Below are 19,474 nucleotides of genomic sequence, written 5' to 3' on the forward strand. Positions count from 1 at the left end.
CTTATTCCTAGTCACTTAAATACTGAGAGTTCCAGTTAATGTCTGATCCGGTAATGGGCGCAACGAGCCCTGAAACCCTATCGTTACGCGATTATGCCGAAAAGGCTTACCTCGATTATTCGATGTACGTCATTCTGGATCGCGCGCTGCCCAATATCGGGGATGGGCTCAAGCCCGTCCAGCGACGTATCGTTTATGCGATGAGTGAGCTGGGTCTGAAAGCTACGGCTAAATTTAAAAAATCGGCGCGCACCGTCGGTGATGTCATTGGCAAGTTTCATCCCCATGGTGACAGCGCCGCCTATGAAGCCATGGTGCTTATGGCTCAGGACTTCAGCTATCGCTATCCCTTAATCGATGGTCAAGGTAACTGGGGATCACCCGACGACCCTAAGTCGTTTGCAGCGATGCGTTACACCGAATCTAGGCTCACGCACTACGCTGACATTCTCTTGGCTGAGTTGGGACAGGGTACTGTTGATTGGCAACCAAACTTTGATGGCACTCTCGATGAGCCTATGGTGTTGCCGGCACGTGTTCCGAACCTGTTGCTCAACGGCACAACAGGGATTGCTGTGGGTATGGCCACTGATATTCCACCGCACAACCTCCGGGAGGTTGTTAGTGCAACTATCCGTTTGTTAGAGGCGCCCCGGGCCGGGCTAGAAGATCTCAGTGATATTATTCAGGGTCCTGACTTTCCCACTGAAGCCGAAATCATAACGCCTCGCTCTGAAATTAGTGCGATGTATAAAACCGGTCGGGGCTCCCTCAAAATGCGCGCGGCTTGGCGGATCGAGGATGGTGCCGTGGTGATTTACGCCTTACCGCATCAAGTTTCTGGATCGAAAGTCCTTGAACAAATTGCCGCCCAAATGCAGGCCAGAAAGCTGCCAATGGTTGGTGACCTCCGTGATGAGTCTGATCATGAGCATCCAACACGCTTCGTAGTAGTGCCCCGTTCAAACAGAGTTGATCTTGATGCGTTGATGAGTCATCTGTTTGCGACCACTGATCTAGAGCGAAACTATCGGGTCAATCTTAATGTGATAGGAATCGACGGTCGTCCGGGCGTGAAATCGTTGGCGACAATTTTGCTCGAATGGTTGGAGTTCCGCAGGACCACCGTGCGCCGTCGCTTGGAGCATCGGTTAGAAAAAGTCCTGAAGAGACTACACATTCTTGAGGGCTACCTCGTTGCTTATTTGAATATTGATGAGGTCATTCGCATCGTTCGTGAGGAAGACGAGCCTCGCCCCGCGCTCATGGCACGGTTTGGGCTGACTGAGCTACAGGCCGACGCTATTCTCGATTTGAAGCTGCGAAATCTTGCCAAGCTCGAGGAAATGAAAATTCGCGGCGAGCAAAATGAATTGGCTGAGGAGCGTGATGATCTCGAAAAAACGTTGGGCAGTGATGCACGACTAAAAACCCTGATAAAAAAAGAACTGGAGGCCGTTGCTAAGGACCACGGCGATGAGCGTCGTTCGCCTATTGTCGAGCGTGAAGAGGCCAAGGCTTTCAGTGAATTGGAGCTGACCACGGCGGACCCCTTGACCATTGTTCTTTCTGAGAAGGGTTGGATAAGAGCGGCCAAAGGCCACGATATTGACCCCGAATCGCTCAGCTATAAATCGGGAGACGCGTTTAAATTGGCGGCCAAAGGACGCAGCAACCAACCCACCGTTGTCTTTGACTCCACCGGTCGGTCATACAGTTTACCCAGCCACCAGTTGCCCTCGGCTCGTGGCCAAGGAGAGCCACTGACAGGCCGCATCAACCCTCCATCGGGGGCAACTTTCGAGGCCTTACTCACGGGAGTAGATGCAGATCGCTTTCTGTTAGCCAGTGACGCGGGCTATGGTTTTGTCGCACGATTTGCTGATTTGCAAACTAAAAATAAGGCGGGAAAAGCGGTTTTGTCGTTGCCTAAAGGTGCTGGCGTACTACAGCCCGGCAGTGTTGGCAGCGCGGACGAGTCAGCAATGGTTGCCGCGGTGACAAATGAAGGTCGGTTACTGGTATTCCCGCTTTCAGAGCTTCCCGAGCTATCTCGCGGCAAGGGAAATAAAATCATTGGTATTCCAACCCCAAGGGCGGCTGCCCGCGAGGAATTAATGGTGGGCGCGGTCGTTTTGGTTGCTGGCAATGTATTGCAAATTACTGCGGGTAAACGCCACTTGAAACTCAAATTCAGTGATCTCGAGCATTATCGTGGTGAGCGGGGAAGGCGTGGCAATAAGTTGCCTAACGGTTTTCAGAAGGTAGTTGCTGTGGGCGTGGTAGGAGCAGACTGAAGTCTGAACTTATTCTTCGGGCTGCTCATTGGTAATCAGGGCCCGCAGCAAAATTTCGCGTTGGCGCTCGAGCAGGTCCCTATGGCCATCGGCAAATGTCCCCAGTTGATAGCGTCCGGCTGTAGCCTCTTTGATGCTGACACGGTTGATCAGCTGTACGTCTTGTATCAAAGATTCGAGCAGGTGAATTTCGTTCCCCGATTGGCGGGCTAACGCCTCTAGCTCATCCACAGCAGCTTGGGTATACAACCCCGGATAAATGTCTTCGCTATCGCCGCGTCCAAGTTCACTGTCGCCTACGGCAAGCCCTAAGCCAACCGACAATCTGAGTTGCTGCTCAAGCTTTGGTGCGGTCTGTTGAATCAGCCACGCGCTACTTGCAGCCCGAACCGTCGGGGAGGCAATTTTGTGTTTACCGGTGAACCACACGGCAATACCGAACTGGCGTACGACCTGCAGCTCACCATTATAAAAGCCCGACGCGCCGTAGATCATTCGGTGCACATGAGCGACATAGCGCTGCAGCCGTCTTTCGTCCACTGTTTCCAAGTAACCAGGTAGGCTTCTGAAGTGAATGAAAAGGATGGCGGTTTCAACATAGTGCTGATTACCCTCCTGTTGCGTTTCGGAGGGCGGTCTCAATAAATCCAGTGGCAGTGCTGCAACCCGTTCTCTTAGCGCTTCGATCTCATTAGTGCTTACCTTTTGGGAATCTCCGACAGCACCCAGCTCTGCCGCTACGGCTTGTAAGTTTTTGCCCACTCGCAAAGCGAGAGTTCGGGTGGTCAGGTACACAGCAATGCTTAGTAATATCGCCAGACCAGAGAGGCTGACCACAAATCGAAACTGGGTACTGTCGCGAACGGCTGTGTTGAGCGCGACTTCCGCGATACCCGCCTGATCCCCAGCAATCATAATCGGGGCCTGAAAGATCAAACTGCTGGATTGTTGCTTCCCAACCGCGGCAAGTTCGCGTTTATCGACGTCAAGTGCTCTCGCTGCGACGATACTTTGCTGTTCGGCAAGTTTGTTTAGCTCGCCGGCGATTCCCAGGCGGTCACCAGTCGCCATCTCTGCACTCAGTCGCCGGGCTAATTGCTCGGCAACAGCTTTCCCGTACTCGCTTTGCAGGTTGGCTTGGCTGTGACTGCTGGACTGTGCGGCTAGCGCGACCAATGCAAGACTGGAAATGAGACAGCACAAACACGCGGTTGCGGCTAGCTGCTGATGCAGCGGTAAGCTGCGGAAAGCGATGGTGAGTGCGCGCACTATTTTCGGCCTTCTTTTGAGTAACTCGCAGTATAAACCTCACGTCTGCGCTATGCTTGTCCTCCCCAAGGAATAATCTATGACTGACAATCTCTACGCATTGACTGCTATCTCGACCAGTAGTCAGGCCGATGCCTTTGCCCCTATCGATAAAGCCTTACGGGCATTATCGGTAACAGTGCTCGACGTCAAAGCATTGGCCGTGCCTCGATCATTGGCGGAGCGACGATCAGCGCGTGTTTATTCCTTGCCCGCAGGTGTGGATGTGAATTCATTGACACAATCCCTCAGGGCGCTTGAAGTTCAAGCACCAATGGACTGGGCGATACAAACATTGGCTTCGCGAGTGCGTCGGTATCGCCTCGCGGTCTTTGATATGGATTCGACGTTGATTCGTTGCGAGGTCATCGATGAGCTTGCAAGGTACGCGGGAGTCGGTGAGCAAGTCGCTGCCATCACCGACCGTGCCATGCGAGGTGAGCTTGATTTCCAAGCAAGCTTTATTGAGCGGGTGGCGTTGCTCAAGGGCCTAGATGCTGCTGTTGTCGATGGCATCATGGACGCCATGCCTATCACCGAGGGTGTGGGTGAGTTGATCCTAACTTTGCGTGCCAGAGGCATTTACACTGCTATTTTGTCCGGTGGATTTATGCCGTTTGCTCAATATTTACAGCGGCAGTTCGGTTTTGATGAGGTCCATGCTAACGGCCTAGAGATCGATCGAGGAGTGTTGACGGGAAAAGTGCAGCTACCCATTGTTGATGGTGACTACAAGCGTGAAACGTTAGTGGAAATTGCAAGGCGGCGAGATATTGATCTCGCTGACACTATCGCGGTGGGTGACGGCGCCAATGATTTACCGATGCTGACGACGGCTGGACTCGGGGTGGCGTACGCTGCTAAACCCGTCATTCAGAAACAGGTGGATGTGCAGCTGAATCATGCGGGTCTCGATGGCGTTTTATATTATCTGGGCGCTGGAAGCGAACTCGGTGATTAAGAGCGCTGAACTCGGAGCAATGCTGCGGTATGATTCGCGGCGACTGACGTAAGGAGCGCCCTATGGCCAATTTTTCTACCAACGAATTTAAATCCGGTCTAAAAGTGATGCTCGATGGTGAGCCTTGCTCCATTCTCGAAAACGAGTTCGTGAAACCGGGTAAAGGCCAGGCATTTAACCGCGTGAAATTACGTAATTTGCGTTCAGGCCGCGTATGGGATCGCACATTTAAGTCTGGCGACTCTCTTGAGGGCGCCGATGTCCTCGATGTGGAGCTTGAGTACTCCTACACCGATGGTGAATTCTTTTACTTCATGGATCCGGTCAGCTACGACCAGCATGCTGCCGGTGCTGATGCCGTGGGGGATACGCAGAAATGGTTGAGAGAGCAGGAAAAGTATGAGGTCACCCTATACAACGGGGCACCGATTACCGTGAGCCCGCCTAACTTTATTGAGCTTGAGATTACTGAAACAGACCCAGGCTTGAAAGGCGATACCGCCCAGGGCGGCTCCAAGCCGGCTACCCTGACTACAGGTGCTGTAGTACGCGTTCCTTTGTTTATCTCACAGGGTGAGTCTATCCGGATTGATACCCGCACCGGAGAGTACGTCAGTCGCGCGAGTAAGAGCTGAACGGCAGCAGTGACAACCTGGCGCCCGGGAGCTGATCATGCCGTCCAGCGGCAGCGAGCGGCTTTGCTGGCGGATCTCAGAAATTACTTTGCCCAGCACCACATCATGGAGGTGGAGACACCACTGTTGTGTCGTGCGGGAGTGTCAGACCCTGCCTTAGAAAATTTTGAAGTGCCCTGCGGCACAGAAACGCGGTTTTTACAGACCTCTCCGGAATACGCTATGAAACGCCTGTTAGCGGCGGGCAGTGGCGATATTTTTCAGATTTGTAAGGCCTTTCGGCTGGAGGAGCAGGGAGCCCGTCATAACCCTGAGTACACGTTGCTGGAATGGTACCGACTGGGTATCGACCACTATCAACTGGCGCGTGAGGTTGGGGAACTCGTTGCGGCTGTGCTGGAACGCCCGGGGTGGCAGGTTTGGTCATGGTCAGCGCTCTTTCAGGAGGTGCTGGGCACCAGTGCTCACAGTGCTTCTAGAGAGGATCTCGAGCTATTGGCCTCACGCCGGTTGGGGGAAATTCCATCGCAGCTTGAGCGAGATGATTTGTTCGATTTGTTGATGAGTCATTGCGTGGAGCCTGAAATAGCGGGCTGGGGCATTGTTTTAGTCGTTGATTATCCTGAATCTCAGGCCGCCTTGGCACGACAGATTATAGATGTGATGGGAGAGCCCTGTGGGGCTCGTTTTGAATGCTATGTGGATGGTATCGAGTTGGCCAATGGCTACTGGGAGTGCGGCGATGCCGCCGATCTCAGAGCGCGGTTTGCTGCAGATAACAGCTTACGTCAAACGCGTGGCCAAAGGAGTCGCAGTCCTGACGAGCAGTTGCTTGGGGCTCTATCGGCGGGCCTGCCCTCTTGTGCAGGTGTCGCTTTGGGCGTCGATCGATTACTGGCATTAAAGACGGGAGCGCAAGATTTAGATGCCGTCTTGAGCTTTGCGTGGTCACGCAGTTAAGGTTTTTAAAGGCTAAGTACCACAGGCCCGTATCGATCTACGAACTCCTGAGGCGGGCGACGGGGTTTGCCCGTGGAAATTTCAATACAGACGAACTGATGTTTGGCGCGCAACACAGTTTTTCCGTTGTTGATATCAATGATTTGAAACTGGCGTTCCATGGTCAACTTTCGGTCCCACCGGGTTATCCAAGTGCCGACTTGAAGTTCATCGCTTTCATGGGTCGCGCGAAGATACTGGTATTCCGCCTGCGTGAGTGCCATTGCGCGATTCAGCGCTCGATACTGATTTTCGCCGAGTCCAAGGTCGCGAGTGTGAGACCAAGCGGCTTGCTCGCACCAATACACGTACACGCCGTTATTGGTGTGGGATAGCGCATCGATATCCTCGGAGCTGACTGTCACAGGGTAAACGTGTGGGGCGGGGTAGTCCCAATCGAGCACGGTCATGCTGGCGCTGCCTTATCGGCAGGTTTTTGCGCAATCATCAGGTAGCCAAGAGTGATGGCAATCAGCGGGCATACATAATTAAAGACAGCGAAGGGCAAATATTCTAGGGTCAAAACGCCCAGGGTGGCACTCATGTAGGCGCCGCAGGTATTCCAGGGGATGAGCACCGATGTCAATGTGGCAGAGTCTTCGAGGGACCGAGACAGGTTGAGTCGATTCAGGCCACGCTGGTCATAGGCTACTGTAAACATACGTCCGGGTAAGGCAATAGCTAAAAACTGATCGGCCGCGAGAACGTTGGTGACAACACCCCCGGTCACCGTGGCCAATACTAAATCTCCCGTATTGCGTACTCTCTTGAGTGCTGCCTCTAACAAGTGCGCCAAAATACCTGTTCGCTCAAGTACACCGCCAAAAGACAGGGCAGTGACAATGAGCCAAACCGTGTTAAGCATGCTTGCCATCCCCCCTTTGCTCAGCAGCTCATTGAGCGATGGATCTGTGCTGCTGCCGGTATAGCCGGCGAACAATACAGTCCATAACCCCCTCAAAGTAGGTGCAGGTCCATTGCTGTCGAGGCTCTCACCAAAACGACGAACGGCTTCAGGCTGAACCAGTAACGCAAAAACAATGCCGATGGCGGTGGACAGCAATATGGCGGGGTAGGCCGGCACTCTTAAGAAAATCAGCACCAGCATGCCTAGCAGGGGTAACAGGCTGTACCAGGCTACATTGAACTCGGCTGCAAGAGCGGTTCGCAGCTGAGCAATATCCTCGGGTGGGCGAGTGACTTGCTCGCTGTTCATCAGTAGAAAAAAGGCAAGGGCCACGGCAAATGCGGGTACCGTGGTCCAAAGCATATGGCGAATGTGTTGAAACAAATCGACACCGGCACAGGCTGCTGCCAGGTTTGTCGTGTCTGACAGCGGCGACAGTTTATCGCCGAAATAGGCGCCAGAGATGATCGCCCCTGCGGTCATCGCGCTCGAGAGGCCAAAGCTCTCAGCGATACCAATAAGGCCAATGCCTAGGGTTCCAGCCACTGTCCAAGAGCTGCCGATACTTATCGACGCTAGCGCACAGATGACGGCAGATGCGGCATAAAAGATCTCGGGATCGAGCAGTGCGACGCCGTGATAAATCATGGCCGGTACCGTACCCGCTAGGATCCAACTTCCGATGAGAGCACCCACAGCAAGTAAAATAAGAATGGGCCCGAGACCCACCTGTATGCCGTCAGTTAGTGCTTTTTGAATATCTGGCCAGTGAAGGCCACGGCGCAGCCCTACAAGAGCTGCAATACCCGTGGCAATAACAAGAACGATTTGATTGGGCCCGTAGGATGCATCTGAACCGAAAAGTTGTACTGCGCCTGCCAGCATACCCACCAGCAGTAAAATGGGCACAAGGGAAAGTAGCATGGCCTATTCCGGACGGTAGCCGGGTTTTGCCATGGTGATTTGAAAGGTGCCGATGATTCTCTCGCGGAACCCGCCCTCGCAGTAGCTGAGATAGAACCGCCACATACGAATAAACCGGTCATCAAAGCCCATTTCTTTCACCTTTTCAGTTTGCTCCAAAAAGCTATGGTGCCATGCTTCGAGGGTGCGTGCGTAGTCTAGGGTGATGTCGCGTAGCTGGGTGATTTGCAAGTCAGTGTGGTTGGCTAAGTTTTCGCTAATAACTCTTAACGACGGCAAGCAGCCTCCGGGAAAAATATAACGCTTGATGTAGTCAACGGACTGTCTGGCAAAGTCATAGCGCTGATCGGGAATGGTAATGGCCTGAATGACCGCTTTGCCGGTGGGCTTTAACAGCTTACTAACGCAGCGGAAATAGCTCTCGTAGAATTCATGTCCCACCGCTTCGATCATTTCAATGGACACGAGTTTATCGAAGGTGCCCTCGAGCTGACGGTAGTCTTGGCAAAGCACGGTAATTTGATTTTCCAGACCCCTAGCTTTCACGGCTTGCAGGGTGTGTTCATATTGCTCTTGAGATATTGTCGTTGTGGTGACATTACAGCCATAGTGCTCGGCCGCATGCATGGCCATGCCACCCCACCCGGTGCCTATCTCGATCAACTCATCATCGGGTTTTAACTCCAATGACTGGCAAATCAGGTCGAGTTTGTGCACCGCGGCCTCATCGAGAGTTGCTGATGCATTGGGGTAAGCCGCGGACGAATACATCATGGTGGGATCTAGGAATAGTTCAAAAAAATCATTACCCAGGTCGTAATGTGCGGCAATATTTTCTTTCGACCCTGTTTCCGTGTTTCGTTTGCCAAAATGGGCAAGCTTTAACCCTAACTGCATAATCCAGCTTTGCTTATCTTTCATTGCCATCATTGTTTCCATGTTGGCACTGAACAAGCGTGTCACTTCAGTCAGGTCTCGGCTACTCCACTCGCCATCAATGTAGGCCTCACCGGAGGCTATTGTCCCCCCCGTAAGAATGCGCCAATAAGTTCGGTTGTCATGAATATCAACGTGCGCATGGGGTGCCTCGGGGCGGTCATCATTGCCGAGGGCAAATACCTCATCGCCGTCGTGCAGAGTCAGCGTGCCGACGCGAATATTTCGAAACAAGCGCAGCAGCAGCTCTCTGGCTAATTGGGGCTTAGCAGCTCGGCTGAGAGTGGGCAGCTTTACAATGTTTCGCACACTGGATTCAGACATTGGGTGTTACCTCGATGGTTCTCTTCAGCAAAATTACGGGGTTATCCCCGATTCGGATGAGGGTGAAACGGCACCCCTTTTACCCAAAGTTTCAGTGCTTGCCAATAAATAGCGGCAATGACCTTAAGTGTCATAAATGGCAGCCCCCAAAGCGCCCAGTTCAGATGGGTCGCCGTGAATGGACGGGCTTCTAAAGAAAGCGTGGCATCAAAAACCTTTTCAGTCCCCTCTAAAGCACTTAGCTTGATGGCCAGCTGATCCCCAGGGGCGCTGCTTGACCAGCGGTACTTCATGTTCATAGGGTTGAAAGGAGAGACATGCAAGGTCTTTTGAAACTCGGTGTGTACTTTACCCTGAGAGTGCTCCACGGGAATGACGTAGCTTTGACGTTCATCCCAAGGAGTATTGGTCACCTCGGCAACGATATAACGCAGTGTTTGGCCGTCGGGGGCATAGCAGAAATAGCACGCGATAGGGTTAGCCTGAATACCGAAGTAGCGCCAGTTCGCCAGCAAAAAAATGGGGCCTAGGTTCTGAGGACCACACTCAAGAGTGATGCAGTTTGTTACGGCCTCAATGAGGGGGGTTTGAGCGTCACCCAGGAAGTCCTCCCGTCGAAACGCTGCGGGCGCCCAGCGTCTCGCTGACCAAAAAGGGATGTTGTCTGTCAACGCGGGTAACGCATCAAGCTGTACCAGAGGCATAAAGACTTTGTAAGAAAAACGGTGTTGCTTGGGGCTGTGGCGGCAGTGAAACAACGTGCCACGATATAGCTTGGAGATCATGCGGCCATTGAATCCGTCTCAGCCAAGGCCTCGGCGACCCTGAGACCACTGACTAGACCGTCTTCATGAAAGCCATTTCGCCAGTAAGCACCGCAGAACCAAGTGTTGTTAACGCCATTGATCTCCTCCCAGCGCCCTTGCGCCTCCACGCCAGCCACGGTGAATTGGGGATGGGCATAGTTAAACCGACCGAGAATTCGGGCTGGGTTGATGGAATCTGTGTCGTTCAGGGTTACGCAAAATGTCTCCGGCGCTTGGATTCCCTGCAGAATGTTCATATTGTAAGTCACCACCGCCCTGTCATTACCTGGCCGCATGCGATAGTTCCAACTTGACCACGTTTTACGATTTCTGGGGAGAACCCGATCGTCAGTATGAAGAACAACATCGTTATCACGGTAGGGTATGGCTCCAAGAATCGCCTGCTCTTTGGCCGATGGGTCGGCCAGCATGGCGAGAGCTTGATCCGAGTGAGTGGCAATTACAACCTGATCAAACTGGCGCCTTAAACCGTTTTTAAACTGCAGCTGGACGCCTCTTCCCGGGGTTCGTTCAACACGTTGAACGGGATGATTGAGGAAGATCCGGTCTTCAAAGCCAAAGGTAAGTGGTGGGATGTACTCGCGGCTGCCGCCTTCTATCACTCGCCACTGGGGTCGGTTAGCAACCTGAAGAAGGCCATGATTTCGAAAAAATCGGATAAAGAATTCGACTGGAAAATCTCGGGCGTCTGAGAAATCAGCGGACCAGATGGCAGATGTCATCGCCAGCAAGTAGTCTTTACAAAAAGCCTCGCTGTAGCGCTGTCTCTCGAGATAGCAGCCCAGGGACTCGCCTGTAGCTAGAAGCCCGGCATCTAAATCGGCAACCGATTCTTTATTGAACCTCAAGATATCTCTCACCATGGAGAGGAATTTGGGAGAGACCAAGTTACGCCGCTGCGCAAACAGGGTGTTTAGGTTGTTGCCGGCGTATTCAAGCCCGGTTGTATCATCCGAGACTGAAAAGCCCATGGCCGTGGCGCGAGTGGCAACGCCCAAGCTTTCAAGAAGTTCGATAAAATTGGGGTAGGTGTGGTCGTTGTAAACAATAAAGCCCGTATCTATGGCGTAGCGTCTTGCGCCCAGCTTTACATCGTAAGTGGCGGTATGGCCGCCAATGCGATCAGACGCCTCAAAAACAGCGACATTATGCCTAAGAGCCGCCAGCCGGTGCGCGCAGCCCAAGCCGGAAATGCCTGACCCGATTATTGCAACCTTCACCAGCGTGCCACCCACAGTCCCAAGAATATTCGTGTAGAGATTACGTCTTTGGTAGGGGCGCGGATCAGCGTGGTTGTGATGGTTGCAGCTTCGTGTATGCTAACTGGTAGAATTTCACAAGTTTTACGGTGCGGCATGGTCGAAAACAAAAATGATGGCGAGACGGAAACGGGTCGCAGTTCCAATAAGTGGGCTGTGCCGACTGGACGGCGTACCGATGAGTGGAGCGAATGCCTAGTCTTGATCGGTAAGAGCAGTGATAGAGCGTCTTTCACTCGGTTTTTCCGGCATTTCGCACCACTGATCAAAGCGTTTGCGCTAGCCGGATCGAGCCTATCCGCTGCCCATGCCGACGAGCTTGTTCAAGAAGTTATGCTCAAGGTTTGGCAAAAGGCGAGCGGTTTCAATCCAGAAAAAGCGGCTGCCAGCACTTGGATTTATACAATTGCTAGGAATTGCCGAACCGACATGTTTCGCCGGCTGCAAAAGTTCGACACGCCTCTGGCTGCAGACGACCTCAACATCGAACTCGAGGGAGAAGAGCCCTTTACGGTACTCCATACCCGACGCGGTTCAGATCGCATCAAAGGTTTAATGGGACAGTTGCCCCCAGATCAGGCGCAAATTTTGGCCAAGGTGTACATGGAAGGTAAATCGCATTCTGAGGCGGCAGCCGAGCTCGACTTGCCGCTGGGCACCGTGAAGTCCCGAGTGAGGCTCGCCATACAAAAACTTCAGGTACAAATGGACAGGCAGTAAACCGATTGTGGAGCTGGGGCGTAAATCCCTGAAACAATCAGTAGGTAGCCCGCGCTTAGCAAAGCTGGGGTACTAAGGGCAGCACAGATATGGCAAAGCATCATCCTTCTAACGATTTCCTAATGGAGCACGCGGCAGGCAGTCTGCCAGTTGCGCAAGCCGCTTGCGTGGCGGCACATTTATCTTATTGCGAGCGGTGTCGTCGCACAGACGACCAACTCCAGACCGTGGGTGGAGCCATGCTTGAACGGCTCGAACCCGTGGCGGTGCCAGAGGCGCTCCTCGATACCGTTCTAGCCCGCCTCGAAGACCCGGCTCCTTTGACCTACAGCGGTCAGACTGAAGCATCAGAGCTACCTGGGTTGCTGCAAAGACTGATTAATAAAGACTTCGGGCAGTTGGTTTGGAAGCGCGTTACCCGCGCATTGAGCGTCAGTTATCTGTCCACAGGCGACCAAAGCTATGAGTTTGCATTGCTGCGCATAGCGGCGGGCGGCCGCATTCCCGAGCACACCCATGGCGGTAGTGAGATGACTCTCGTCCTCGAAGGCGGATTTAGCGATGGCAGAGACAGCTATCATCCAGGGGACTTCATTTTTAGGAGCGGTGAGGACACCCACGCCCCTGTTGCCCTAGATGGCGAAGATTGTATTTGTTTGACAGTGCTAGACGCGCCCCTGCGCTTCACCAGCTGGCAGCATCGCTGGCTTAACCCTTTCCTCAAACTCCGCGCCAGTTAGGTACGATTTTGGGCACAGGGCCCAGAACGAGTGCGCCTAACTTCTGCGAGACGTGAATATTCACATTGTGTACACTCTCGCGCCTCTAATCACAAAAATATTAGGTTAAGACACTATGCGACTAGCGATACCCCGTGAGACGCACCCCGGTGAAGACCGCGCGTCTGTCACTCCGGACACAGTCAAGAAACTGGTTCGACTTGGAGCTGATTTAGCTATAGAAAGTGGCGCAGGCGCCGGTGCTGGCTTCAGTGATGAAGCCTACGCCGCAGAAGGCGCGTCAGTGGTGACAGATCGCGACGCCCTTCTCGGTAGCGCGGACATGGTGCTGCGCTTGCGCAAACCCGAGCTGGACGAAATTGCGAAGCTCAAGTCGGGGTGCATCCATGTATCATATCTTGACCCCTTCAATGAGCACGCGCTGATTCGCGAGTTTGCGGCGAAGAGCATAACCGCGGTGAGCATGGAGATGATTCCCCGATCAACGCGCTCACAAAAAATGGATGCGCTAAGTTCGCAGGCCAACCTTGCGGGCTATATGGCGGTGATGTTGGCCGCGACGCGGCTACCCAGAATCTTTCCGATGATGATGACCCCAGCGGGCACTTTGAAGCCCTCTAAGGTGTTCATCATTGGCGCTGGCGTGGCGGGTTTACAAGCCATTGCAACTGCCAAGCGCCTCGGCGCGCGTGTTACTGCTTTTGATACACGGCCAGTGGTTGCGGAGCAGGTTCAGTCACTGGGTGGGAAGTTTCTTGAGATCGATCTGGGCGATACGGGTCAAACTGCAGATGGCTACGCACGAGAGCTCACACCCGAGCAGGTAGAAATTCAGCGGCAAGCCCAAAAGGCCGTGATTGCAGACTCTGACGTGGTTATTACGACAGCACAGGTCTTTGGGCGAAAGCCACCGGTCCTCGTTACGGCCGATATGGTCGCGGGAATGGCTCCCGGATCTGTTGTGGTCGATATGGCGGCTGAGACCGGCGGTAATGTTGAAGGCTCAGTACCCGATGAAGTTGTGGATGTGGGCGGCGTAACGATCGTGGGTACCGGCAACTTAGCGAATTTGGTGGCACGTGACGCGACCCAAATGTACGCCAGCAATATGTTCAATCTTGTTGAAGACACCTGGGACAAAGAGACCGGAGCGTTCGTTTTGGATATGGAAAACGACATTCTGCCTGGCTGTGTTATCACCCACGCTGGTGCTGTTGTGCACCCTACTATTAAAGACATCATCGAAGGAGCCAGCTGATCATGAACGGTGCCGAATATCTTCTGTTTATTCTCATGCTCTCGGTTTTCTTGGGTTTTGAGCTGATTAATAAAGTCCCAGCAACATTGCATACCCCACTCATGTCAGGGGCGAACGCCGTTTCGGGGATCACGGCCGTAGGCGCGGTAGCGTTAGCTGGCAGCGGAGAAGGCGATCTTGCGCAGTGGCTGGGCGCTGGTGCCGTAGCTCTAGCAAGCATCAACGTCGTGGGCGGCTACCTTGTTACAGACCGCATGCTGGGCTTCTTCAAGAAGCGGGAGAATTGATAATGGATACTTCGCTTGTGACGGGTTTGGGATATGTAGTCGCGTCGGGCCTCTTTATTTTTGGTCTGAAAATGCTGGGTTCTCCTGCAACAGCGCGCCGGGGAAACATGGTCTCTGCCGCTGGTATGTTGGTGGCGATTGTTGTGGCACTTCTTGATCAGGGCATCGTTGATTACACCTACATCGCTGGAGGCATGGTAGTCGGCGGTCTCATTGGTGCTGTTGTCGCGCGCTCGGTTGCGATGACGTCAATGCCTGAGATGGTCGCCCTGTTTAATGGTCTAGGGGGTTCCGCGTCGCTTCTTGTGGGGTGGGCCGCTCTGTCACCTGATTCTGCAACGTTCACCTTGATCACTATTGTTCTGTCCATTTTGATCGGGGGCGTCACATTGACCGGCTCGCTCATCGCTTACGGCAAACTGAGTGAAAAGTTGGGTAGCGGGCAAATCGTATTTAGCGGGCAGCAAATTGTTAACTCATTGGTGGTGCTGGGTATCATCGGCGGGGCAACTCTGTTTGTGATGGAGCCAACAAACACGCTGTATTTGTACGCAGTCATTGGTTTGGCACTCGTTTTTGGCATTATGGTGGTGATCCCCATTGGCGGTGCCGACATGCCCGTGGTGATTTCACTGCTCAACTCATACTCAGGGCTTGCCGCTTGTGCAGCCGGTTTTGCGATTGATAACAACGTGCTCATTGTGGCGGGATCTTTGGTGGGTGCTTCTGGCATTATTTTGACCCAGATCATGTGTAAAGCCATGAACCGCTCGCTTTCAAATGTTTTGTTTTCCGGATTTGCGAGCGTCTCAAACGAAGTCACTGAGATTGAGGGTGAAATTAAGCCCATCAGCGCCGATGACGCCTACTACATACTTGAAGCAGCCAGCAGCGTAGCGATTGTTCCGGGTTACGGCATGGCGGTGGCTCAGGCGCAGCACGTCGTTAAAGAGCTTTCAAACCTGCTCGAAGCTAATGGCGCCGAGGTGGTGTTTGGTATTCACCCTGTGGCTGGGAGAATGCCGGGGCACATGAACGTGTTGTTAGCGGAGGCCGACGTGCCCTACGACCAACTCCTAGAGATGGACGAGGTCAATCCTCGGATGGATACAGTAGACGTGGCCATTGTTATTGGCGCCAACGACGTGGTGAATCCCGCCGCTAGAGAGGTGGAGTCTTCACCTATTTACGGTATGCCGGTAATCAACGTTGCCGACGCGCGAACGGTTTTCGTGCTGAAGCGGTCAATGGCCTCGGGTTTCGCGGGCATTGAGAATCCTCTGTTCTATAAAGAGAATACCCGCATGCTCTTCGGTGATGCTAAAGAGAGTTTGGGAAAACTGGTGTCAGAGCTCAGCAGTTAAACAAGTCTTTGACAAAAAGCCCGCTTTTTAGCGGGCTTTTTTTTTGGATATTTTTTCAAGCTTTTAGGCTTTGCAGGCACAATACCATTAACGCTTCGACGACATCGGCTTAGGGGTGCGAATCATTCAGGTTTTCCGCTTTCCTGATCAAACTGCAGACTGGCAAGTCGCGCGTAAAGCGGTGACGTTGAAAGCAGCTCGTTATGAGTCCCCGTGGCGACGACCCGGCCTTGGTCTACTACAGCAATATTGTCGGCATTGATGATCGTTGAGAGACGGTGGGCGATTATGATCGTCGTCCTGTCATGCATGATCTCTGCAAGAGCCTGCTGGACATAAAATTCACTTTCCGTATCTAGGGCGCTGGTTGCCTCATCGAGTAATAAAATTTCGGGGTTCTTCAAGACCGCTCTCGCGATAGCGATTCGTTGGCGCTGACCACCCGATAATCGAACACCCTGAGCACCGAGAGGGCTGTTATATCCCTCGGGCAACTGCGAAATAAAGTCATGTGCATACGCCGCTCGCGCTGCGGACTCGATTTCAGCGTCGGTAGCGTCTGGCTTACCGTAGGCGATGTTGTAACGAACACTGCCACTAAAAAGTACCGGGCTTTGGGGTACCAAAGCGGCGCGCTCGCGCCAGGCCGCCAGGGGAATTTGGCGCAGATCGTAGTTTCCGTAGCTGACTGAGCCTTGCTGTGGGTCATAAAAGCGCTGTAACAGTTCAAAGAGCGTTGATTTCCCCGCCCCCGACTGGCCGACTAGGGCCAGAGATTTTCCGGGTGGTACCGATAACTCAAAATCTGTCAGTGCGGGTTGATCCGGTCGACTGGGATAGGAAAATGTGACTTTATTAAACCTAATGGGCGAACGAATGTCCGGAATGTCTGTGCCATTGTCGGAGATGACACTAGTCTCGTTCAGCAGCTCCATGAGGCGTTCCGCCGCACCTGCAGCGCGCTGGAGATCCCCCCAGACTTCCGACAGCGTCGCAAAAGCTGCGCCTAACATGACGGCATAGAATACAAAGGCACCCATCTCTCCGCCGGACATACGGCCTGAAATGACGTCTTGCCCGCCACTCCACATCATGCCCGCCATAGCGGCGACTAACAGTAAAATGGCAAAGCCGGTGAGAAGGGCGCGCTGCCGGATCCTAGCGCGGGCCACATCAAACGCTATGGTTACATCCCGATCGAAGGCGGTTTGTTCCATGGTTTCTCGATTGTAGCTTTGCACTATCTTGATCGACTGGAGGATCTCGCCTGCGTGACTGCCCACTTCGGCAATGGTTTGTTGGCTTTTATTGGACAAGTTGCGAACTCGCCGGCCAAAAAACAAGATAGGCAGCAAGGTGAGGGGTACGCCTACGAGAATAATTAGGCTCAATTTTAAATTAGTGATGAGCATTAGGATCAGCGCGCCCACGAGGGATAGGGTGTTGCGAGCTGCCAAGCTAACCGAGGAGCCTATGAGTGTTTGTAGCAACGTGGTGTCTGTCGTTAATCGGGACATAATTTCACCCGACTGATTGGACTCGAAGTAGCTGGGATGAAGGCCCACAAGGTTGGAGAAAACGGCGCTTCGAAGATCGGCGCTGACCCGTTCCCCCAACCAAGAAACGAGATAAAAACGCACCATAGCCCCGACTGCCATGGCGGCACCAACGGCTACGATAAATACCACCGCGTTGCGTAACCCCTCGGGATCGCCACCGGCAAAGCCATCGTCGATTAACAACTGCAGGCCATACCCCAGTGATAATTGCAGCATTGACGTAACAATCAGGGCCAAACTTGCTGCCACCAACCGCAACTTGTGTCGCCACAGCAGCCCAAGCAGACCACGCAGTGGGGTAAATCCAGCCGAGGTAGACTCCTCAGGCATCTCCTGAGGTTTTTTCTTGTCTCCACTCATCGATCGGGGGAGCCAGCGGGAGGATAAATTAGGCTACCTTCGATTTCGGCCTTTCGGTCTTCTGATACGTCAGGGAAGGGGAGCTGCTGAGAGTCCCTCCAGCCGTCAAGCTTAGCCGCGACCTCTGACATCGTTTCTTCGCTAGCTTTATGGAAATCACGAACCTGCAGTACTTGGCCCGGCCCCGAAAAGATAGCGCCATTTTCGTGCACAGTCTCAATGATTCGTAGGTTCAGGTCCTCCGCAATGGCGAGAAAGGTTTGATAGTCTGTCGTCATAATGCCGGCATCTACTCTAAATACCGCGGTGGCGGCTTCGATATCTACAAGCCGCACTGAAATTGTGTCTGGCAGGACCCTAGGGTGTGCCGATAGCATTTCGCGGAGTTCGCCAAGAATGACCCGAAGTTGCTCCGATGTTGGCATCTGTATCTGGAGGTTTTTTAAGAATCGAATGCGATCTCGAACCGAGATATTTTCAACCTGATCCGCCGCAAACTTAGCATTGGGAATAAAGACTCGGGTGCGATCTAGGGTTCGCACAGTGACGGATCGCAGTCCAATTTCTTCGACGGTGCCTTTGAGGTCGCCAAAGCGGCATAGATCGCCGGGTCGTATCGGTCGAGCCGCATAAATGGTGACCGCACCAATGATGTTCTCCATAGTGCGCTGAGCAGCCAAGGCAATGGCTAGTGAACCCACACCCAGGCCAGCAATGAGTGTCGAGATGTTAAACCCGGCGTTTTTGGCCCATGCCAGCATGGCCACGACCACAATAATGATTTTCACCATTAAAATGAGCGGCCGCAGCAGTGCGGTCAAATATAGATCACCGGAACTCTCGAGTTGCCTGAATTTATAATCACGCCACAAAGTGAGAAGTGCCACGATAAAAACGGTCGCTGCTAAATATTCGAGGGGTGAGCTTTTCAGGTACACCCGGGCGGTGATCGACAGGCCCAACTGCTCCATGGCAATACGCAGCAGTGCGACATAAATAATAATGCGCATGGGCAGCGCCCAAAAATGCTGGATAGCGAGGGGGAATTTGTTAGGAATGCGCAGAGAAAGCCAGCTCATAAGGCGCGTAATCAGGCCTGAGATCACCCAAAGCAGCCCAAGGGCGATAAACATGGAAAATGTTTGCCAGTTGGTCATACCCAAAAGCGTGAATGTGGGTAGTGTTTTAGCGAGCCAGATCGCCCAATCGGAGTAGCCGTGTTCTTCCCACATGTCCGGAATACGCACCACGGTGGCATTGGAGATACGCCAAACAGACTCACCCTGGCTGTCGGGAATGCGCTGGAGAAAGACGGGTACGACAGTCTCGCTCAGTTGCACCTCGCCTACCTGATCTCGATAGCTGGGAAGGCCATCATCCAGGTGCCCTTCCACGCTGTCGCTCAAGACGCTGATATCTAGTACGTTTTGCTTTGTCCAAACAAAAGCCAATGCCTGAGCCAGTCTCTGGGGCTCGATTGCCGCAATTTCATCTGGTACGTAGCGCAGGTCAAGGTACTGAGCTGCAACATCAAAGTTACCAGCGCGTAAATACTTTCGGAAACCCAGCATCGCATCCAAAGGTGTCCGTGCGGCGGCGGGAGATAACTTGCGCTCGTTAGTTTCCTTGCTGAGCTCCTCTAATTTCTGCTCAGATTGGTAGACAGCTAGCGCGGAGCCTTGTTGATTTGTAACCTCGTTTTTGGCGCTCTGAGCGTGGGCGTTGGCAACGCCTGTCAGGAGCACTCCAAAAACCAGCCACTGGTAGAAGAACTTCATCATAACTACCTCTCAGGTTGATTAAGGTCGA

17 protein-coding genes are annotated in these 19,474 nt (G+C 53.2%); 9 read left to right on the forward strand and 8 right to left on the reverse strand.

Features of this window, described 5'->3' with window-relative positions; translation table 11 throughout:
• The first annotated feature begins 38 nt into the window (after positions 1-38).
• The gene (gene parC, locus ACMAY6_RS00715; RefSeq protein WP_435213576.1) at positions 39-2,297 is read left to right on the forward strand and encodes a DNA topoisomerase IV subunit A; all 2,259 of its coding nucleotides are present in this window, start codon (positions 39-41) and stop codon (positions 2,295-2,297) included.
• Between the two features lie 9 nt (positions 2,298-2,306).
• Here the strand turns inward: parC and ACMAY6_RS00720 are convergent, their stop codons facing one another.
• Complete coding sequence (locus ACMAY6_RS00720) at positions 2,307-3,566, reverse strand: hypothetical protein (protein ID WP_435213578.1); 1,260 nt, start codon at positions 3,564-3,566, stop codon at positions 2,307-2,309.
• Between the two features lie 79 nt (positions 3,567-3,645).
• Here ACMAY6_RS00720 and serB point away from each other — a divergent pair, with 79 nt between their 5' ends.
• The 3 genes from serB to epmA all read left to right on the forward strand — a co-directional run bounded on the left by serB (position 3,646) and on the right by epmA (position 6,161).
• The gene (serB, locus tag ACMAY6_RS00725; protein ID WP_435213579.1) at positions 3,646-4,566 is read left to right on the forward strand and encodes a phosphoserine phosphatase SerB; all 921 of its coding nucleotides are present in this window, start codon (positions 3,646-3,648) and stop codon (positions 4,564-4,566) included.
• Positions 4,567-4,628: 62 nt separating this feature from the next.
• A complete protein-coding gene (gene efp, locus ACMAY6_RS00730; protein ID WP_435213581.1) occupies positions 4,629-5,201 on the forward strand; it encodes an elongation factor P in 573 nt (190 codons plus the stop codon).
• A gap of 9 nt (positions 5,202-5,210) precedes the next feature.
• Complete coding sequence (epmA, locus tag ACMAY6_RS00735; RefSeq protein ID WP_435213583.1) at positions 5,211-6,161, forward strand: EF-P lysine aminoacylase EpmA; 951 nt, start codon at positions 5,211-5,213, stop codon at positions 6,159-6,161.
• Positions 6,162-6,166: 5 nt separating this feature from the next.
• On the opposite strand, the gene ACMAY6_RS00740 is transcribed toward epmA, so the two are convergent.
• Genes ACMAY6_RS00740 through ACMAY6_RS00760 form a run of 5 tightly spaced genes read right to left on the reverse strand, consistent with a single transcriptional unit; the run spans position 6,167 to position 11,338 of the window.
• Entirely contained in the window at positions 6,167-6,610 is a 444-nt protein-coding gene (locus ACMAY6_RS00740; RefSeq protein WP_435213585.1) for an acyl-CoA thioesterase, read from the reverse strand.
• Positions 6,607-8,031 (reverse strand): Na+/H+ antiporter NhaC, encoded by a 1,425-nt coding sequence (nhaC, locus tag ACMAY6_RS00745; RefSeq protein ID WP_435213587.1) that lies wholly within the window; start codon positions 8,029-8,031, stop codon positions 6,607-6,609. The genes ACMAY6_RS00740 and nhaC overlap by 4 nt, the downstream gene beginning before the upstream one ends.
• Positions 8,032-8,034: 3 nt before the next feature.
• Positions 8,035-9,291, reverse strand: coding sequence for a class I SAM-dependent methyltransferase (locus ACMAY6_RS00750; protein ID WP_435213589.1), 1,257 nt, complete (start codon positions 9,289-9,291; stop codon positions 8,035-8,037).
• 41 nt (positions 9,292-9,332) lie between these two features.
• Positions 9,333-10,076 carry a DUF1365 domain-containing protein gene (locus ACMAY6_RS00755; protein WP_435213590.1) on the reverse strand — a complete coding sequence of 248 codons (744 nt, stop codon included), beginning with the start codon at positions 10,074-10,076 and terminating at the stop codon, positions 9,333-9,335.
• Positions 10,073-11,338 carry an NAD(P)/FAD-dependent oxidoreductase gene (locus ACMAY6_RS00760; RefSeq protein ID WP_435213592.1) on the reverse strand — a complete coding sequence of 422 codons (1,266 nt, stop codon included), beginning with the start codon at positions 11,336-11,338 and terminating at the stop codon, positions 10,073-10,075. Before ACMAY6_RS00760 ends, ACMAY6_RS00755 begins: the two co-directional genes overlap by 4 nt.
• Positions 11,339-11,473: 135 nt before the next feature.
• On the opposite strand from ACMAY6_RS00760, the gene ACMAY6_RS00765 reads away from it, so the two are divergent.
• From ACMAY6_RS00765 to ACMAY6_RS00785, 5 genes are all read left to right on the forward strand, one after another.
• Positions 11,474-12,097, forward strand: coding sequence for a sigma-70 family RNA polymerase sigma factor (locus tag ACMAY6_RS00765; RefSeq protein ID WP_435213594.1), 624 nt, complete (start codon positions 11,474-11,476; stop codon positions 12,095-12,097).
• An 89-nt stretch (positions 12,098-12,186) separates the two neighbouring features.
• Positions 12,187-12,837: a ChrR family anti-sigma-E factor gene (locus tag ACMAY6_RS00770; RefSeq protein ID WP_435213596.1), complete on the forward strand. Its 651-nt coding sequence runs from the start codon at positions 12,187-12,189 to the stop codon at positions 12,835-12,837.
• Positions 12,838-12,952: 115 nt separating this feature from the next.
• Entirely contained in the window at positions 12,953-14,095 is a 1,143-nt protein-coding gene (locus ACMAY6_RS00775) for a Re/Si-specific NAD(P)(+) transhydrogenase subunit alpha (RefSeq protein ID WP_435213598.1), read from the forward strand.
• A gap of 2 nt (positions 14,096-14,097) precedes the next feature.
• Positions 14,098-14,382, forward strand: a complete 285-nt coding sequence (locus tag ACMAY6_RS00780) for an NAD(P) transhydrogenase subunit alpha (protein WP_435213599.1) — start codon at positions 14,098-14,100, stop codon at positions 14,380-14,382.
• Positions 14,383-14,384: 2 nt separating this feature from the next.
• Complete coding sequence (locus ACMAY6_RS00785) at positions 14,385-15,746, forward strand: NAD(P)(+) transhydrogenase (Re/Si-specific) subunit beta (RefSeq protein ID WP_435213601.1); 1,362 nt, start codon at positions 14,385-14,387, stop codon at positions 15,744-15,746.
• Between the two features lie 122 nt (positions 15,747-15,868).
• Here the strand turns inward: ACMAY6_RS00785 and ACMAY6_RS00790 are convergent, their stop codons facing one another.
• Together ACMAY6_RS00790 and ACMAY6_RS00795 are read right to left on the reverse strand one after the other, a co-directional pair.
• Positions 15,869-17,665, reverse strand: coding sequence for an ABC transporter transmembrane domain-containing protein (locus ACMAY6_RS00790; RefSeq protein ID WP_435213602.1), 1,797 nt, complete (start codon positions 17,663-17,665; stop codon positions 15,869-15,871).
• Positions 17,662-19,446 carry a mechanosensitive ion channel family protein gene (locus ACMAY6_RS00795; RefSeq protein WP_435213604.1) on the reverse strand — a complete coding sequence of 595 codons (1,785 nt, stop codon included), beginning with the start codon at positions 19,444-19,446 and terminating at the stop codon, positions 17,662-17,664. Before ACMAY6_RS00795 ends, ACMAY6_RS00790 begins: the two co-directional genes overlap by 4 nt.
• Between the last annotated feature and the right edge of the window lie 28 nt (positions 19,447-19,474).

Source organism: Luminiphilus sp. nBUS_16, from assembly GCF_051201645.1.
Lineage (GTDB): Bacteria > Pseudomonadota > Gammaproteobacteria > Pseudomonadales > Halieaceae > Luminiphilus.

Bases quoted from the DNA above. Each gene is read 5' to 3' on its own strand.
- ACMAY6_RS00755 (WP_435213590.1), bottom strand. From the start codon at position 10,076: ATGATCTCCAAGCTATATCGTGGCACGTTGTTTCACTGCCGCCACAGC.
- parC (WP_435213576.1), top strand. From the start codon at position 39: ATGTCTGATCCGGTAATGGGCGCAACGAGCCCTGAAACCCTATCGTTA.
- ACMAY6_RS00790 (WP_435213602.1), bottom strand. From the start codon at position 17,665: ATGAGTGGAGACAAGAAAAAACCTCAGGAGATGCCTGAGGAGTCTACC.
- serB (WP_435213579.1), top strand. From the start codon at position 3,646: ATGACTGACAATCTCTACGCATTGACTGCTATCTCGACCAGTAGTCAG.
- ACMAY6_RS00750 (WP_435213589.1), bottom strand. From the start codon at position 9,291: ATGTCTGAATCCAGTGTGCGAAACATTGTAAAGCTGCCCACTCTCAGC.
- ACMAY6_RS00795 (WP_435213604.1), bottom strand. From the start codon at position 19,446: ATGATGAAGTTCTTCTACCAGTGGCTGGTTTTTGGAGTGCTCCTGACA.
- ACMAY6_RS00770 (WP_435213596.1), top strand. From the start codon at position 12,187: ATGGCAAAGCATCATCCTTCTAACGATTTCCTAATGGAGCACGCGGCA.
- nhaC (WP_435213587.1), bottom strand. From the start codon at position 8,031: ATGCTACTTTCCCTTGTGCCCATTTTACTGCTGGTGGGTATGCTGGCA.
- efp (WP_435213581.1), top strand. From the start codon at position 4,629: ATGGCCAATTTTTCTACCAACGAATTTAAATCCGGTCTAAAAGTGATG.
- ACMAY6_RS00765 (WP_435213594.1), top strand. From the start codon at position 11,474: ATGGTCGAAAACAAAAATGATGGCGAGACGGAAACGGGTCGCAGTTCC.
- ACMAY6_RS00780 (WP_435213599.1), top strand. From the start codon at position 14,098: ATGAACGGTGCCGAATATCTTCTGTTTATTCTCATGCTCTCGGTTTTC.
- ACMAY6_RS00775 (WP_435213598.1), top strand. From the start codon at position 12,953: ATGCGACTAGCGATACCCCGTGAGACGCACCCCGGTGAAGACCGCGCG.
- ACMAY6_RS00740 (WP_435213585.1), bottom strand. From the start codon at position 6,610: ATGACCGTGCTCGATTGGGACTACCCCGCCCCACACGTTTACCCTGTG.
- ACMAY6_RS00785 (WP_435213601.1), top strand. From the start codon at position 14,385: ATGGATACTTCGCTTGTGACGGGTTTGGGATATGTAGTCGCGTCGGGC.